Origin of the sequence: Paracoccus marcusii (genome assembly GCF_028621715.1) — a bacterium.
GTDB lineage: Bacteria > Pseudomonadota > Alphaproteobacteria > Rhodobacterales > Rhodobacteraceae > Paracoccus > Paracoccus marcusii.
The window spans coordinates 813,382-828,319 of record NZ_CP117466.1 but is presented as its reverse complement, the minus strand read 5'-3'; the positions used below and the strand labels follow the sequence as shown (position 1 = coordinate 828,319).

Below are 14,938 nucleotides of genomic sequence, written 5' to 3'. Positions count from 1 at the left end.
ATCAGTCCTCCCAGTGTCAGCCGCGTCCGACCCGCCGGAACTCGTTGAACAGGTTCAGGCGCGCGTGAATTGTAGAGCTGACAGCTGCACCTGGACGGCCCGTCAGCGCTGCCAGTCGCTTGTAGGCGTGCCACTCCTTCCAAACTGCATGTCCAAACCAAAGCAACGTTGGCAAGAGAAGCGCAGCGGACGATTGCCAGAGTACTACTTCCCAGAGGGAAGCCTCCGCGACAGGGACAAATGCAGAAAACTTGATCTGGCCGAAAGCGAACACGATAGCGCTAGTGGTATAGATGGATCCGGCCCGCTTGCTGTCTGTCATGGCCCGCGTCCAAGCCTGTTCTAGTTCAACCTGCGCAAGTCCCCGGTCGATTGAATATGGCAGCACACGTCACCTCATTCTTTTAAAAGGTCGACCCAATGCCTGACATCCGGCATCCCGACACGAGTTCCATCCCGTAGGGCCTTCCACCACCCGGATATGATCTTACCTTGGTTCTTCGGCGGCAGCGTCACCTGTATCGCGGCCAGATGGGCCCCAAGCTCCTCGACAAATGCAGCCAAGGCCTCTGCATCCTGACCTTCGCGCGGCAGGCCTTGGCCCAGCAGGACCCAGTTCGGAGCAAGTCCGTGGCTTGTCCGGAGCTGGCGCAAGAGCTCCGCAGAGATGCTCCGCGTTCCTTTTTCGTAATGCTGGTACGAGCGCGGCGACACGTTAAGGCTGGCGGCGAAGCCTGCCTGTGTCATCCCAAGGCCCACGCGGATCAGGGCCAGACGTTTGCCGATGGCCGCATCGCTATCGAGATCAGGCAACATAGATGAGGGCTGTTTGGGCACAACTGTCTCCAAGGCAGACGAAACGACGAGCATCCGGCGCCATGTGGTGAAGACGTAGATCCTCGGTTCATACGTACTTTCGGACGTATTATGCCAGCTTACAAGATAATTACGTCGATAAAGACGTATTCCTAGTGCTAGCTTTCTTGTGAACTATCCACTCAACTCGTCGGGCTCGTGCCAACATGTTGCGATTGACGCCAGAGGTGAACCTAGAGCTGCACGATGAAATCAAACGTGCGCTCAGGGCACAGAGGGTCACGCTGCGCAGCATTGCCGAAGAAGCGGGCTGTAGCCTTAGCATGGCCTCGATGGTGTCGCAGGGATACAGATCCAGCAAGGTTGTCGAAGGTCTGATCGCCGAGAAGCTTGGCAAGACGCCGGAGACGCTCTGGCCTGACCGGTACAACACAAAAAGGGAGCGCTGACATGAGCACTGGATAGAATAAGCGACCTCGAAAGCTGTCGCTCCCGAGATCGCTAATCGATTGGTCGTCGATAGGTAATCCTCCCGCGCCAGCTTCAAAAAGTCAAGCACGAGCGCTGCCACCGGCAGTGCTGCAACCCTTTTTGCCCTGAGACAGGAGGAGCGCCCTCGGGCGAATGGTCACGCCTGACCATTCGCCGGGCCAACCAGCCATGAGCTACCCATTTGAGCCTTCCTTCATCCGACCGTTGTCAAGCAAGGCGGCACGCAAACCGCCCGCCCGATCCAAGTCCAGCAGCCGCGGACATGTTATTGGTGGAGGGTCACCGTCCGGAGCTCCGCCGCGCCTGCGGTATTACGAAAGCAAGCGAGAGCAGGATGTACTCTACCTGCTTCTGGCGCGCCCGGATGTTGTTGATATCTGGGACCAGCCGCCACCCGTGTTCTATCACGATGCCAACGGCCGAAAGCGCAGTCACACCTTCGACTTCCTCATCACCCTGACCAGTGGAAAGCGCATTGCCATCGCGGTGAAGCCCGATGCGATTGCCGAGCGCCAAGGCTTTCGCGAAGCCCTGCAGCGCATCCGAGCAGCAGCTCCGCTCAGCTTCGCCAATGAGATCGTGCTGATCACTGAAAGGTCCTACTGCCCATCGGCCGCCCGAAATGCGCAGAAGCTGCACGACTTCAAGCGAACTCCTGACCCCGAGGCTGACGGCTCCATCGAAACCCTGGTGCGGTGCCTCAGCGGCCCGACGACTATTGCGGAGTTGGTGGAAGCGTCGGGACTCGGGGGTCGGGCCTTCCGCGCTGTCTTCAAGGCAATCTACGCCGGTGTTCTGCGCGCCCTGGAACCAGGCGACATTCTTCCCACAACCCGCATCATTCCGGAGGCCCTGCAATGACCCGTCATCGATCACCGGCGCCTTGCGGCCACCGCGTTCAAAGACACCGGACGCGCCATCGAGCAACGCGCGTTTCCATTGATCGATCATCGTCGGATGCATGCCGAACCGGCTCGCCAGTTCCGACACGGTCCTCTCGCCTTTCAGCGCCTCAAGTGCCGCTTTCGTCTCGACATCGTCGATCTCCCTCGTGATGAAGATCAGCAGACAGCAAAAACAGAGCTTACGTCAGTGCCCAGCTTTCACGGGGCACCTCAAAAGTCCAGGTCCGCACCGCCGTTATAAACGGCGACGCTGCGCTCGGCATACCCATAACCGAGGCCGTAGGATAAGTCCGTCCGGGAAAAGGGACTCCGACCATAAGCCGATTTGTGTAACAGGGTCGATGGACATCTTCTTCCATTTCCTGCGGAACAAGCGGCCAGCAGAGCATTGCTTTAGGTCCTTGAGCGGTTGAACCATGGGCTGATTTCATGATGTGATGGCGGTCGGGGCAAGGGGGCGGGTATCCGATGCGACGGGAGGATGGACCGCGCTCCGTGATCGGCAGGTCTGGCAATGCACGGCGCATCTGGGTCGCGCTGGTGGTCATGACGCTGTGTCTTGCCGTGGCCATCGGCGGAAACGCCCTTCTGGCGCGATACTATATCGTCGCGACGGTGCCGCAGGGAGAGAACATCCTGCGGCTTGCCGTGTCGGGCCTTCGCGGAGAGCTGGCGCGATACGAGCGGCTGCCCGACCTCATGGACCGGAATCCCGTCCTGGTGCGCGCGCTGGCGCCTGATGCGGATCCGGTGCGGTTGGCCGCGGCGAACCTCTATCTGCGCCATCTGGCACGGCTGATGGGGCTGTCGGATGCCTATGTCATGGCGCCTGACGGCATGACCGTGGCCGCCAGCAACTTCGATCAGGCGTTCAGCTTCGTGGGCGAACGGTTCGACTATCGTCCCTATTTCACCGATGCGTTGGCTGGGGGGCAGGGGCGGTTCTCGGCGCTTGGGACGACCTCGGGCAAGCGGGGGTATTACTTTGGCCGGGCGCTCAGGGACCGGGGGCGGATCGTCGGCGTGCTGGTGCTGAAGGTCGACATGGATGCGATCGAGGACAGATGGCGTGCCGCCGAATACGAGATGATCGTGACCGACGGCGAGGGGATCGTCTTTCTGGCCAGCCGCCGCGACTGGCAGTTCCGCTCGATCGCGCCGCTGACGCCCCGGACGCGGGCGCGCATCGCCGCCACCCGGCGCTATGATGACGAACCGCTGCTGATGCTGCCCCTGCGCGTGGCGGGCGAGGCCGCAGGTCATGACATCCGACGGCTGGAGCTGCCCGAGACGCGGCGCGAGTTCCTGACCGTCTCCGAGGCCATGCCCGAGGCCGACTGGACCGTGCATGTGCTGCTGGACACAGCGCCCGCCCGGCGGCAGGCGCTGATCGGGACGCTGGCGGCGCTGATGATCCTGGGCGTGGGGGTCGCGCTGCTGACCGCCTGGGCGCAGCGCCGGGCCCGCCTGCGCGAGCGCCTGTCGATCCAGGCCGAGGCCCAGGCCCAGCTGGAAGAGCGCGTCGCCGCCCGCACGGCCGAACTGGCGCAACTGAACGCCCGCCTTGGCGCCGAGGTCACGGAACGTCGCGCCACCGAGGCCGAGCTGCGCCGCACGCAGCGTCATCTGGTGCAATCGGCCAAGCTGGCCGCCCTAGGGCAGATGTCGGCGGCCCTGTCGCATGAGCTGAACCAGCCTTTGGGCGCGGTGCGCAACTTTGCCGCCAACGCGGTGACCTATCTGGACCGCGACCGGGCCGCCGATGCCCGTCTGAACCTGACGCGCATCCTGTCGCTGACCAATCGCATGACCGAGATCGGCCGCACCCTTCGCAACTTTGCCCGCAAGCCCAATGCCCAGCTGTCCGACGTGGACCTTCATGACGTGCTGCGCGACGCGCTGGAGGTGATCGCCTGGCGCATCGACCGCCAGCCCGTCGCGCTGGTCGTGGACATGCCGCCGGGGCCGTTGCGGGTGCGGGCGGGGCCGGTGCGGTTCCAGCAGGTGGTAGTGAACCTGGTCGCCAATGCGCTGGACGCGCTGGACGGCCGCCCCGACGGCGCGATCCGCATCGAGGGGCGGCGGACGGACGGGCGCGTCCTGCTGACCGTCAGCGACAATGGCCCCGGCATTGCACAGGGGTTGGAGGATCGCATCTTCGATCCGTTCTTCTCGACAAAGGGGGTGGGTAGCGGCCTGGGGCTGGGGCTGTCGATCTCTTTCAACATCATCAAGGATTTCGGAGGCGAATTGCGCATTCTTCCCAGCGACCGCGGCGCGGCCTTCCGCATCGACCTGCCCGAGATCGCGCCATGATCGCGGGCCGCATCCTGCTGGTTGATGACGAGCCCGACATGCGCCTGTCGACCGCCCAGGCCCTGGAGCTGGAGGGGTTCGAGGTCGAGGAGGCCTCCGATGCCCAATCCGCGCTGGACCGCGTGGGGTTCGGTTTCGGCGGCATTGTGGTGACCGACATCCGCATGCCGGGCATGGACGGCCTGACCCTGATGAGCCGCATCCGCGAGATCGACGTGGACATCCCGGTGATCCTGGTGACCGGGCATGGCGACATCCAGCTGGCCGTGCGGGCGATGCGCGAGGGGGCCTATGATTTCGTCGAAAAGCCATTCGACGGCGCGCAGCTGGCCGAGATCGCGTCCCGCGCGATGGATTACCGCCGGGTTGTGCTGGAGAACCGCGTCCTGCGGGCGGCGGCGGGACAGGCCGACGACCTGGAGACGCGGCTGGTCGGGCGGTCCAACGTGATGATCGACCTGCGCCGCCGCCTGCGCACCATCGGCCCGACCGAGGCCGACGTGCTGATCGTCGGAGAGACCGGCACCGGCAAGGAGGTCGTGGCGCGTGCCCTGCACGACCTGTCGCCGCGCGCGGGGCGGCCCTTCATCGCCATCGATTGCGCGGCGCTGCCCGCGTCGCTGATCGAATCGGAACTGTTCGGCCACGAGGCGGGCGCCTTTCCCGGCGCCCTGCGCCCGCGTTACGGAAAATTCGAACATGCGCGCGGTGGCACCATCCTGCTGGACGAGATCGGCTCGATGCCCCTGGACGTGCAGGGCAAGCTGCTGCGCGTGGTCCAGGACCGGGTGATGTTCCCCCTGGGCGCGGATGAGGGGCGGGCGCTGGACGTGCGCTTCATCGCGACCTCGCGCCAGCCGCTGGAGGAGGAGGTCGCGGCGGGGCGGTTCCGCGCCGATCTGCTGTACCGTCTGAACGTGGTGACGCTGACCATGCCGCCGCTGTCCGCGCGGCGCGAGGATATCCAGCTGCTGTTCATCAAGCTGGTGCAGGAGGCCGCCGCCCGCCACCGCCGCGCCGCCGTGGCCGTGCCCCCCGCCCTGCTGGCCGAGATCGCCGAGCGGCCCTGGCCCGGCAATGTCCGCGAACTGCGCAACGCCGCCGACCGTCACGCTCTGGGCATCGCCCTGCAACCGGCCGAGGATCGCAGCCCCGAACAGCAGCGCCTGGCCCACCGGGTCGCGGCCTTCGAACGCGACGTGATCGTGGCGACCCTGGCCGCGCATGGCGGGCGGCTGAAGCCGGTCTATGAATCGCTTGGCCTGTCGCGGAAGTCGCTTTACGAAAAGATGCAGAAATACATGATCGACAAGACGCATTATGTCGATGCGGGCGACGATCCGGACCCGTGATGGGGGGATTTCCACCCACGCGATGACGCCGATGTTACCGAATCCACCCATCGCCGCGACTTGGCGGCGCTTTTCCCGCGCGCCCGGCGCATGGCGGCATTGCGTGCAGGGCATGGCGTGGTCTAGCTGAGCGGGCTTTGTCGGGCCGCCACGCGCAAGACGTGCGGCCCCGGAAAAATCTGGGAGGATTTTCATGCGTTTCATGACCGTCGCCGCGACCGTCGCGGCCACCTTCAGCCTGTCGCCCGCCTTTGCCCAGGACGACCGCGCCGACTGGCCCAGCAGCCTGACCATCGGTACCGCCAGCCAAGGCGGCACCTATTTCATCTATGGCACCGGTCTGGCCGGACTGATCAGCCAGAACCTGGACCTGAACGCCTCGGGCGAGGTCACCGGCGGCCCGGTGCAGAACGCCACCCTGGTCGAGACCGGCGACCACCAGATCGGCCTGGTCACCATGGGCCCCGCCTATGAGGCCTGGACAGGCAACAGCGAACTGGCGCCGGGGGTCGAGCACAAGGCCCTGCGCGCCCTGTTCCCCATGTATCAGACCCCGTTCGAAGCCGTGGCGCTGCAGTCGTCGGGCATCGCGGATGTCACCGACATGGCGGGCAAGCGCGTCTCGGTCGGACCGGCGGGCGGCACCGCCGCCACCTATTGGCCGCGCTTCTTCGAGGTGCTGGGCGTCGACGCGACCATCAGCTATGCTGGGGCCAACGACGCCACGAGCCAGGTCAAGGACGGCCTGATCGACGCCTTCGCCTTTGCGGCCGGCGTGCCGATCAGCGCCTTTGCCCAGATCGCGGCCGAGAACCCGGTCAACATCTTCGGCTTCACCGAGGAGCAGCGCGCGCAGATCCTCGAGGCGATGCCCGAAGTGGCCGCCTTCGAGGTGCCCGGCGGCATGTACCAGGGCTTCCCCGAGGGGCATGGCACGGTCGCCATGTGGAACTTTGCCGTCGCCCATCAGGACATGCCCGAAAGCCTGGCCTATGAGATCACCAAGCTGGTGATGGAAGGCAACGAGGCGATGATGCAGATCCATGCCACCGCCGCCGAGACCCTGCCCGAGAACGTCGACAAGAACACCTTCCTGCCCTACCACCCGGGCGCCGTGCGTTACTTCGACGAGGTCGGGGTCGAGATCCCGGCCGAACTGCGCGGCTGAGCGCATTCTCCGGGGGCTGCGGCCCCCGGACCCTTTTCCCTTTTCCCCATGATCGGACCGACTGCCCGGACCCCGTCCGCGCGGTCCTTGCCGACGGAGACCCCTCATGTCAGTTGATGCTGCATCTGCGGCAGGGACCGGACCCGTCATCGCGCAGGGCGTCGATGACGAACCGATGGCCCCCAACCAGCGCGACCCCCGCGCCGGAACGGGTGTGCTGATCGCGGTCCTCTGCGCCGCCTATACGTTGTTCCACCTGTTCGTCATGGTCGTCTATCCGCTGGAGACCTGGACCTACCGCATGATGCATGTCTGCGGCGGCCTGATCATCGGCTTTCTGACCTATTCCGCGCTGACGCAGCGCAGCGACAGCGCCACCGCTCCCGCACGCCGCGGCATGGCCGAACTGGCCCTGCTGGGCGTGGCGGCCCTGGGCGTGGGCTATGGGCTGGCGGTCATCGCCTATGCCTGGGGCGCCTGGTGGCTGGCCGGGGTGGCGATGCCGCCGGCCTTCGGGTTCCGCACCTATGGCCTGCCGCTGGCCATCGGCACCGGGGCGGCCATCGTCGCGGGCTGGCTCTATTCGTCGCGGGACCGGGGGCGGATCTATCCGGGCGACCTGATCCTGTGCCTGGCCTCGATCGCGGTCCTGGGCTACATCCTGTTCGTCGTGGGCGCGCTGCGCATGCGGGCGGGCACGGCGATGGCGCAGCCGGGCGATCTGTGGGCCGCGGTCACCGGGGTCATGCTGATCCTGGAGCTGACGCGCCGCCTGACGGGCCTCGCGCTGGTGATCATCGTCGCGGTCTTCATCGGCTACAGCTTCCTGGGGCCGTGGCTGCCGGGCTTTCTGAACCATCGCGGCTATACGGCGACGCGGTTCTTCACCTACATCTTCACCGACCAGGGCATCCTGGGTGACCCGATCGCGGTCAGTTCGACCTATATAATCCTGTTCATCGTCTTCGCAGCCTTCCTGCAGGCGTCGAAGGTGGGCGATTACTTCGTGAACTTCGCCTTTGCCTGCGCCGGTCAGGCACGGGGCGGTCCGGCCAAGGTCGCGGTCTTTGCATCGGGCCTGATGGGCATGATCAACGGCACCTCGGCGGGCAACGTGGTGTCCACCGGCTCGCTGACCATCCCGCTGATGAAGAAGGTCGGCTATTCGCCGAAATCCTCGGCCGCGATCGAGGCCACGGCCTCCTCGGGCGGGCAGATCCTGCCGCCGATCATGGGCGCGGGCGCCTTCATCATGGCCGAGGTCACGGGCATCCCCTATACCGACATCGTCATCGCCGCGATCATCCCGGCGTTGCTGTATTTCGTGTCGGTCTACTTCATGGTCGACCTCCAGGCGCTCAAGCTGGACATGAAGGGCCTGCCACGGTCCGAGCTGCCGCAGTTCAAGGTGCTGATCCGCCAGGTGTATCTGTTCCTGCCGATCATCATCCTGATCTATACGCTGTTCGCGGGCTATTCCGTGATCCGGGCGGGTGCGATGGGCATGGCATCGGCAGCGATGGTCAGCTGGCTGACGCCGCACCGCATGGGCCCGCGCCAGATCTTCAACGCGCTGGACATGGGCGCCAAGATGACCATCCAGATGGTCGCGGTCTGCGCCGCGGCGGGCATCATCGTGGGCGTCATCGCACTGACCGGGGTTGGGGCGCGCTTCTCGTCGCTGCTTCTGTCGATCGCGGATCAGAACCAGTATCTGGCGATGTTCTTCGCGATGTGCATCTCGATCATCCTGGGGATGGGCATGCCCACCACCGCCGCCTATGCGGTCGCCGCCGCCGTGGTGGCGCCGGGGCTGATCGCCCTTGGGGTGCCGGTGCTGGTCGCGCATTTCTTCGTCTTCTACTATGCGGTGATGTCGGCCATCACGCCGCCGGTGGCCTTGGCCGCCTATGCGGGCGCGGCCCTGTCGGGGTCCGACCCGATGAAGACCAGCGTCGAGGCCTTCCGCCTTGGCCTTGCGGCCTTCATCGTGCCCTTCATGTTCTTCGGCTCTCACGAGCTGCTGATGCAGGGCGAATGGATCGACATCATCCATGCGACCGCGACCGCGCTGCTGGGCATGTTCCTGCTGTCGGCGGGGGTGATCGGCTACTACTTCGGGCACGCGTCGATGGTGGTGCGTCTGGTGCTGATCGGGGCCGCGCTGTCGATGATCGCCGTGGGCTGGGTAACCGACCTCATCGGCCTGTCCGTGGCCGCCGCGCTGTTTCTCTGGCAGCGCCGGATGGTGACGCCTGCAACCCTGACGCATGGCCGCGCCGACTGAAACAAGGCTGCGGCCCCCGGATCGGGGCCGCAGCCGTCATGGTGGCCAGGTCACCTGTGCATCCAGCACTGCCGTTCACTCTCTGGCGCGCGCCAGCAGTTGCACGATCAGCTCCCGCGTCGCTTCCGCCCGGACTGGGTTGGGATAGTTGCGGTTCGCCAGGACCACGACGCCGATCCGTTCGGACGGCACCATCGCGACGTAAGAGCCAAAGCCGTTGGTCGCCCCCGTCTTGTTCAGATAGACGTCCCCCTCCAACTGGCGCGCGTCGACCTTGGTCATGGGTTGCGGCGACATCGCCATGTCCGGCGAATTTCCGGCCGCCAGCGCAGCGGCATCCACGGGCCAGGGATACCCTTCCCAGATCATGGCCTGCGCGTAATGGGCGGTGTCGTAGTCCGACCGGCGCGTCCGGGCCAGCGCTGCCGTGATCTCACCCTCCAACGTAAGATTGCCCAGATGGGCGTCCATGAAACGGGTCATGTCGGTCACCGACGACTTGATGCCATAGGCCTCGGCATCCAGCATGCCGGGATTGACGCGGATCGGGCTGTCGTCCGTTCTGGAATAACCGAAAGCATAGCGCGCCATCTCGGCGTCGGGGACATCGACGAAGGTGCTGTCCAGCCCCAGTCCGGGAAGAAGGTCACGGGCCAGCGCATCCGTGTAGGTCGTCCCGAACTGCTCTCCCGCGATCAGCCCCAAAAGGCCGATGCTGACATTGGAATAGGCGCGCAGCGTGCCGGCCCCGCCCTGCGGCGTCCAGGCGTTCAGATAGGTCATCAGGCCGTCCATGTCCGTGACCGCGTCTGGCACCTGCAGGGGCAGGCCACCCGTGGCATGGGCGGCAAGGTCGGCCAGCGTCACCGCATCGAAGGCGCTGCCCGCCAGCGCAGGCATCCGGGATGACACCGGGTCCTGCAGGGACAAAAGGCCGCGCTGTTCCGCAAGGGCCGCCAGGGCCACGGTGAACAGCTTGCTGTTCGATCCCAGCTCGAACAGCGTGTCGCGGTCGACAGCGCGCGATGCCGCGCGATCGGCCAATCCATCGGTGAAGAAGAACTGCTGTCCGTCCATCGTCACGCCGATGGCGATGCCGGGAATGTCGAACTCCTCGATGACGGGGCGGAAGACGCTTTCGCTGATCTGCTGGAATGCCTGCTCGGTCAGCCCTTGGGCATGGGCGGGGGTGGTCAGCAGCGCAGCTGCGACAGCCACGGTTCGGATGATGGTCATGGGATTCCCTCTGGCGTCGCGACGGCGCCGCGACATGAATTAATTTTGCCAGCCAGAGCTATTGTGATCCTCCATGGGCATCAAATCATGGTTTCTTGCCCTATCGTTGAGAAATTCTAATGGATGCGTGATGGATCGGCCCAATATCCCCCTGAATGCGCTGCGGGCCTTCGAAGCCGCGGCCCGGCACCTGACGCTGTCGAAGGCCGCGATCGAACTGTGCGTGACGCAGGCGGCGCTCAGCCACCAGATCCGCAACCTCGAGGAACGCCTTGGCGTGGCCCTGTTCCGGCGTGTGCCCCGAGGGCTGGTGCTGACCGAAGAGGGTGCGGCCCTGGCCCCGGTCCTGACCGGATCGCTGGACCTGATCGGCGCGACGCTGGACCGGTTCTCGGGCGGGCGCTATCACGAGGCGCTGCATGTGGGCGTGGTCGGAACCTTTGCGACGGGCTGGCTGATCCCGCGCCTGGCCAGGTTCGAGGCGGCGCATCCCGAGGTGGACCTGCGCATCTTCGCCAACAACAACCGCGTCAGCATTCCGGGCGAAGGGCTTGACCTGGCCATCCGCTTTGGCGACGGGTCGTGGCATGGGCTGCAGGCCACCCGCATCATGGATGCGCCCCTGGCCCCCATGTGCGCCCCGGACCGTGCCAGGACCATGTCCGGCCCCCAAGCGATGCTGGAGCAGCCGCTGCTGCGGTCCTATCGGACAGGCGAATGGGAACGGTGGTTTGCAGGGTTGGGCCTTGCCTGCCCGCCCCTGCGAGGGCCGATGCTGGACAGCTCCATCGCCCTGGCGGACATGGCGGCGGAGGGGCACGGGATCGCGCTGCTGCCACCTGCGCTTTTCGGCCACTGGACGGATCGCGGCCGTCTTGTGACCCTGTTCGACCATTCCATTGCCGCAGGCGCCTATTGGCTGACCCGCCTGCAATCCAGGCCGGAAACCAGCGGAATGCGCAGCTTTCGAGAGTGGCTGTGCCGGGAGGTGGCGGATCAGCCGCCCGCGACGGGCTGACCGCCCCTGCGCGACCGATCACGTGCGGGGCAAAGCCGTCGTGTCAGTCAGGCCCATGCGACCTTCAGGGGTGGCAGGACGACGATGTCTTCGATGGCATAGGCGATGCCGTCCACCAGCAGGCCGTCGGGCATCTCGTACCCAAGTGGCTGGCATGCGATCTGCTTGAAGCCCAGCGTCCGTGCCAGACCTGCGCTGGCCGTGTTGGGCGCGGCATGACCGGTCGTCACCAGACGTGCGTCCAAGGCCCCAAAGGCAGCCCGTATCATCGCGGGCGCCAACTCGGCCCCATATCCCTGGCGGCAGGCAGAGGACCGCACCCAGTAGGACAGTCGGAACTGGCCCCGCCGCCACTGCGGGATCAAATCGACGGCGCCGACACAGACGCCCGAGGCCCATGCAAGATAGGACAGCCGCTCGCGTCGTTGTGCAGCCTCCACCGCTTCCGCCAGCCGCTCTGACTGCCATCGGGCATCCCGTTCCTGTCCGGCGTTCCCCATCGTTCCGTGAAACCACGGCACCAATTCTGCATGACTTTCGCCCCTGGCCCGCGCCACCGCGGCGGCGTCATCAACGCTCGCGCGGCAAAGATCCAGCCGGGATGTCCGAACGATCCGCGGCAGGACATATGACGCGGGATCCTTCAGGCGCGCCTAGGGCGGGGGCATGCGCTTCTCCATGGTCTGTGTGCATGATCATCGCCCGGATCGACAGCCATTGGAATAAGACTGCCGTGCGCCGAACACGTGCCTGCATTCCCGCCACGATCGCGAAATGCCATGGGCGGGCTTGTCGCGGACCGGGCTGTGCCCCAGAAACGCGCCGCAACCGTCCCGTTGGAAAGCACAATGTCATGCCAGCCCGCATCGCCCACCTGTCCCTGCTGGTCCCGGACTACGACGACGCGCTCGACTTCTTCTGCCGGATCGGTTTCGAGTGCCGGGAGGATATCGAACTGGGCGACGGCAAGCGGTGGGTGCGGATTGCGCCCCCGGGTGGCGATACCGAGATCCTGCTTGCCCGGGCCGTCGGAGACCGCCAGACCGCGTCCATCGGAGAGCAGGGCGGCGGGCGGGTCTGGCTTTTCCTTGAGACGGACGATTTCGCGCGCGACTATCAGCGCCTCCAGGCCGCGGGCGTGACGTTCGAGACGCTTCCGCGCGACGAGCCTTACGGGCGTGTCGTCGTCTGGAGGGATCCCTGGGGGAATCGTTGGGACTTGATCGAACATGCCCGTTCCGTCGCGATCGGAACGGGCAACTGAAGTCCGCGTCGCGCCGGTATCCTCGATATGGATCGCGGGTATCGGGGCGGCGGTACCCGCGACGCGATCCTCGACGCACCCATCCGCCGCGCCCTCCGCTACGGCCGATGATGTCGCACCTGCTGCCTTTCCCCCTCCGGCCATCACGGATCGTGCCCATCCGAGGCTGCGGCACGCCCGCGACCGCCGCCGATAGATCGTGCGCGTGATGCGCACGGGGAATGCGTTGGACAGCACCCGTGCCACGCGGTCCGTCCTCAAATGACAGCGTCGATGCCACCAGGGCGGGCATAGCAAAATTGCCGGTGCTTCCCGCCGCATGGCGCCAAATTCATTGCCTGGAAAGCACAACCGCGTCCGGGGGGCCGGCAGTGCAGCAACCAAACCCCACCGACCGTCGATACAGGACCAGGCGGCGGTGCCTCACCCCCTGTGCACCCCTGACATCGGCCCAAGGTGCCACCCGTGACGCAGATGCGCCACAGGGGGGCGGGCGCGACATCGATGCCCTTGCGCGGCCGCGACCAGTAGGAGCACTATGATTCCAGACGACGATGGGTCCGGTCATGTGCCCGTGGTGCAGGCGGTGGCCGGTCCGAAACCGACATGCCCGCGGGGCGTGCCCCTGCCGTGAAAGGCCCCCGATGTTCGACAATGCAGATGCCATCCTGCTGGCCCGGATCCAGTTCGCCTTCACGGTCAGCTTCCACTTCCTGTTCCCCGCCTTCACAATCGGACTGGCCAGCTTCCTGGCGGTCCTGAACGGACTGTGGCTGTGGACAAAGGACCACAAGTACCTGGATCTGTTCCGATACTGGGTCAAGATCTTTGCCCTGGCCTTTGCCATGGGCGTCGTGTCGGGCATCGTGATGTCCTATCAGTTCGGCACGAACTGGTCAGCCTTTTCCGACAAGGCGGGGCCGGTCATCGGCGCGCCGATGGCCTATGAGGTCCTGTCGGCCTTCTTCCTGGAGGCCGGGTTCCTGGGGATCATGCTGTTCGGGCGCGACCGCGTCGGGCCCACGCTGCACATGATCGCCTGCGCCGCGGTGGCGTTGGGCACGGCGTTCTCGGCCTTCTGGATCCTGTCGGTCAACAGCTGGATGCACACCCCCGCGGGCTTCGAGATCGACGCCGAGACTGGGCAGTTCCTGCCCACCGACTTCTGGCAGGTGATCTTCAACCCGTCCTTTCCGTTCCGCCTGATGCACACGGTGACGGCGGCCTATCTGACCACGGCCTTCATCGTGGGGGGCGTAGCGGCTTTGCACCTGCTGCGCCATCGGCACCGCCGCGACAAGGTCAGCCCGGCCACGCGGACCATGTTCAGCATGGCGATGTGGATGGCCGCGATCTTTGCCCCGGTCCAGATCGTGCTGGGCGATTTCCACGGCATCAACACGCTGGAGCACCAGCCGGCCAAGGTCATGGCGATGGAGGGCCATTTCGAGAGCCATGACGAAGGCGCGCCGCTGTACCTGTTCGGCATCCCGAACCAGGACGAACAGCGCCTGGACTATGCCATCGGCATCCCCAAGCTGTCGTCCCTGATCCTGAAGCACGACCTGAACGCGCCGCTTGCGGGCCTGGACACTATCCCGCGCGAGGATCAGCCCCCCGTGGCCATCGTCTTCTGGTCGTTCCGCATCATGGTCGCGCTTGGCTTTGCCATGCTGGGGATCGGGGTCTGGTCGCTGTGGGCGCGCTGGCGGGGGATGCTGTTCGACAGCCCCATGCTGCACCGCGCCGCCCTTGTGATGTCGCCCGCAGGGCTGATCGCCGTGCTGGCCGGATGGGTCACGACCGAGGTCGGGCGGCAGCCCTTCACCGTCTATGGTCACCTGCGCACGGTGGACAGCGCCGCACCCCTGGATGCGGCCGCGGTGGGGGCATCGCTGGTGGCTTTCATCATCGTCTATTTTGCGGTCTTCGGGGCGGGGACATACTATATCCTGCGTCTGATGAGCCGCTCTCCGGCGAATAACGAACCGCGGTTGAAGGACGTGACCAACAGCCCGACGCGCACGGCGGGCACCACGCCCGCCCAGCAGCACCCGACCCGCAACGTCCAACCCGGAGAGTGA

13 protein-coding genes are annotated in these 14,938 nt (G+C 65.7%); 9 read left to right on the top strand and 4 right to left on the bottom strand.

The features are described 5' to 3' along the window. Positions 1 to 16 precede the first annotated feature (16 nt). Entirely contained in the window at positions 17 to 322 is a 306-nt protein-coding gene (locus tag PRL19_RS04055) for a hypothetical protein (protein WP_273743958.1), read from the bottom strand. 74 nt (positions 323 to 396) lie between these two features. Beyond that, on the bottom strand, positions 397 to 870 hold the full coding sequence (locus tag PRL19_RS04050; protein WP_273743957.1) for a helix-turn-helix domain-containing protein: 474 nt from the start codon (positions 868 to 870) through the stop codon (positions 397 to 399). A gap of 173 nt (positions 871 to 1,043) precedes the next feature. Here PRL19_RS04050 and PRL19_RS04045 point away from each other — a divergent pair, with 173 nt between their 5' ends. From PRL19_RS04045 to PRL19_RS04020, 6 genes are all read left to right on the top strand, one after another. After that, positions 1,044 to 1,265, top strand: coding sequence for a helix-turn-helix domain-containing protein (locus PRL19_RS04045; protein ID WP_273743956.1), 222 nt, complete (start codon positions 1,044 to 1,046; stop codon positions 1,263 to 1,265). Between the two features lie 175 nt (positions 1,266 to 1,440). Continuing rightward, the gene (locus tag PRL19_RS15725) at positions 1,441 to 2,169 is read left to right on the top strand and encodes a TnsA endonuclease N-terminal domain-containing protein (protein WP_420704410.1); all 729 of its coding nucleotides are present in this window, start codon (positions 1,441 to 1,443) and stop codon (positions 2,167 to 2,169) included. Between the two features lie 539 nt (positions 2,170 to 2,708). Further along, a complete protein-coding gene (locus PRL19_RS04035) occupies positions 2,709 to 4,529 on the top strand; it encodes a sensor histidine kinase (RefSeq protein ID WP_273743954.1) in 1,821 nt (606 codons plus the stop codon). Next, positions 4,526 to 5,881: a sigma-54-dependent transcriptional regulator gene (locus PRL19_RS04030; protein ID WP_273743953.1), complete on the top strand. Its 1,356-nt coding sequence runs from the start codon at positions 4,526 to 4,528 to the stop codon at positions 5,879 to 5,881. Before PRL19_RS04035 ends, PRL19_RS04030 begins: the two co-directional genes overlap by 4 nt. Positions 5,882 to 6,074: 193 nt before the next feature. Further along, the gene (locus PRL19_RS04025; protein WP_045982785.1) at positions 6,075 to 7,049 is read left to right on the top strand and encodes a TAXI family TRAP transporter solute-binding subunit; all 975 of its coding nucleotides are present in this window, start codon (positions 6,075 to 6,077) and stop codon (positions 7,047 to 7,049) included. Between the two features lie 106 nt (positions 7,050 to 7,155). Then, a complete protein-coding gene (locus PRL19_RS04020; RefSeq protein WP_273743952.1) occupies positions 7,156 to 9,336 on the top strand; it encodes a TRAP transporter permease in 2,181 nt (726 codons plus the stop codon). A 75-nt stretch (positions 9,337 to 9,411) separates the two neighbouring features. Here the strand turns inward: PRL19_RS04020 and ampC are convergent, their stop codons facing one another. Next, the gene (ampC, locus tag PRL19_RS04015; RefSeq protein ID WP_273743951.1) at positions 9,412 to 10,572 is read right to left on the bottom strand and encodes a class C beta-lactamase; all 1,161 of its coding nucleotides are present in this window, start codon (positions 10,570 to 10,572) and stop codon (positions 9,412 to 9,414) included. A gap of 130 nt (positions 10,573 to 10,702) precedes the next feature. Here ampC and PRL19_RS04010 point away from each other — a divergent pair, with 130 nt between their 5' ends. Further along, positions 10,703 to 11,590 (top strand): LysR family transcriptional regulator, encoded by an 888-nt coding sequence (locus PRL19_RS04010; RefSeq protein WP_273743950.1) that lies wholly within the window; start codon positions 10,703 to 10,705, stop codon positions 11,588 to 11,590. A gap of 47 nt (positions 11,591 to 11,637) precedes the next feature. Here PRL19_RS04010 and PRL19_RS04005 read toward each other — a convergent pair whose 3' ends face one another. Next, positions 11,638 to 12,186: a GNAT family N-acetyltransferase gene (locus tag PRL19_RS04005; RefSeq protein ID WP_420704421.1), complete on the bottom strand. Its 549-nt coding sequence runs from the start codon at positions 12,184 to 12,186 to the stop codon at positions 11,638 to 11,640. 257 nt (positions 12,187 to 12,443) lie between these two features. Between PRL19_RS04005 and PRL19_RS04000 the strand changes: the two genes are divergently transcribed. Next, positions 12,444 to 12,854, top strand: coding sequence for a VOC family protein (locus PRL19_RS04000; RefSeq protein ID WP_273743948.1), 411 nt, complete (start codon positions 12,444 to 12,446; stop codon positions 12,852 to 12,854). A 644-nt stretch (positions 12,855 to 13,498) separates the two neighbouring features. Beyond that, positions 13,499 to 14,938, top strand: a complete 1,440-nt coding sequence (locus tag PRL19_RS03995) for a cytochrome ubiquinol oxidase subunit I (RefSeq protein WP_273743947.1) — start codon at positions 13,499 to 13,501, stop codon at positions 14,936 to 14,938.

Coding starts and splice junctions, on each gene's coding strand:
- PRL19_RS03995 (WP_273743947.1), top strand. CDS start 13,499: ATGTTCGACAATGCAGATGCCATCCTGCTGGCCCGGATCCAGTTCGCC.
- PRL19_RS04010 (WP_273743950.1), top strand. CDS start 10,703: ATGGATCGGCCCAATATCCCCCTGAATGCGCTGCGGGCCTTCGAAGCC.
- PRL19_RS04000 (WP_273743948.1), top strand. CDS start 12,444: ATGCCAGCCCGCATCGCCCACCTGTCCCTGCTGGTCCCGGACTACGAC.
- PRL19_RS04030 (WP_273743953.1), top strand. CDS start 4,526: ATGATCGCGGGCCGCATCCTGCTGGTTGATGACGAGCCCGACATGCGC.
- PRL19_RS04055 (WP_273743958.1), bottom strand. CDS start 322: ATGACAGACAGCAAGCGGGCCGGATCCATCTATACCACTAGCGCTATC.
- PRL19_RS04050 (WP_273743957.1), bottom strand. CDS start 870: ATGCTCGTCGTTTCGTCTGCCTTGGAGACAGTTGTGCCCAAACAGCCC.
- PRL19_RS15725 (WP_420704410.1), top strand. CDS start 1,441: ATGGTCACGCCTGACCATTCGCCGGGCCAACCAGCCATGAGCTACCCA.
- PRL19_RS04025 (WP_045982785.1), top strand. CDS start 6,075: ATGCGTTTCATGACCGTCGCCGCGACCGTCGCGGCCACCTTCAGCCTG.
- PRL19_RS04020 (WP_273743952.1), top strand. CDS start 7,156: ATGTCAGTTGATGCTGCATCTGCGGCAGGGACCGGACCCGTCATCGCG.
- ampC (WP_273743951.1), bottom strand. CDS start 10,572: ATGACCATCATCCGAACCGTGGCTGTCGCAGCTGCGCTGCTGACCACC.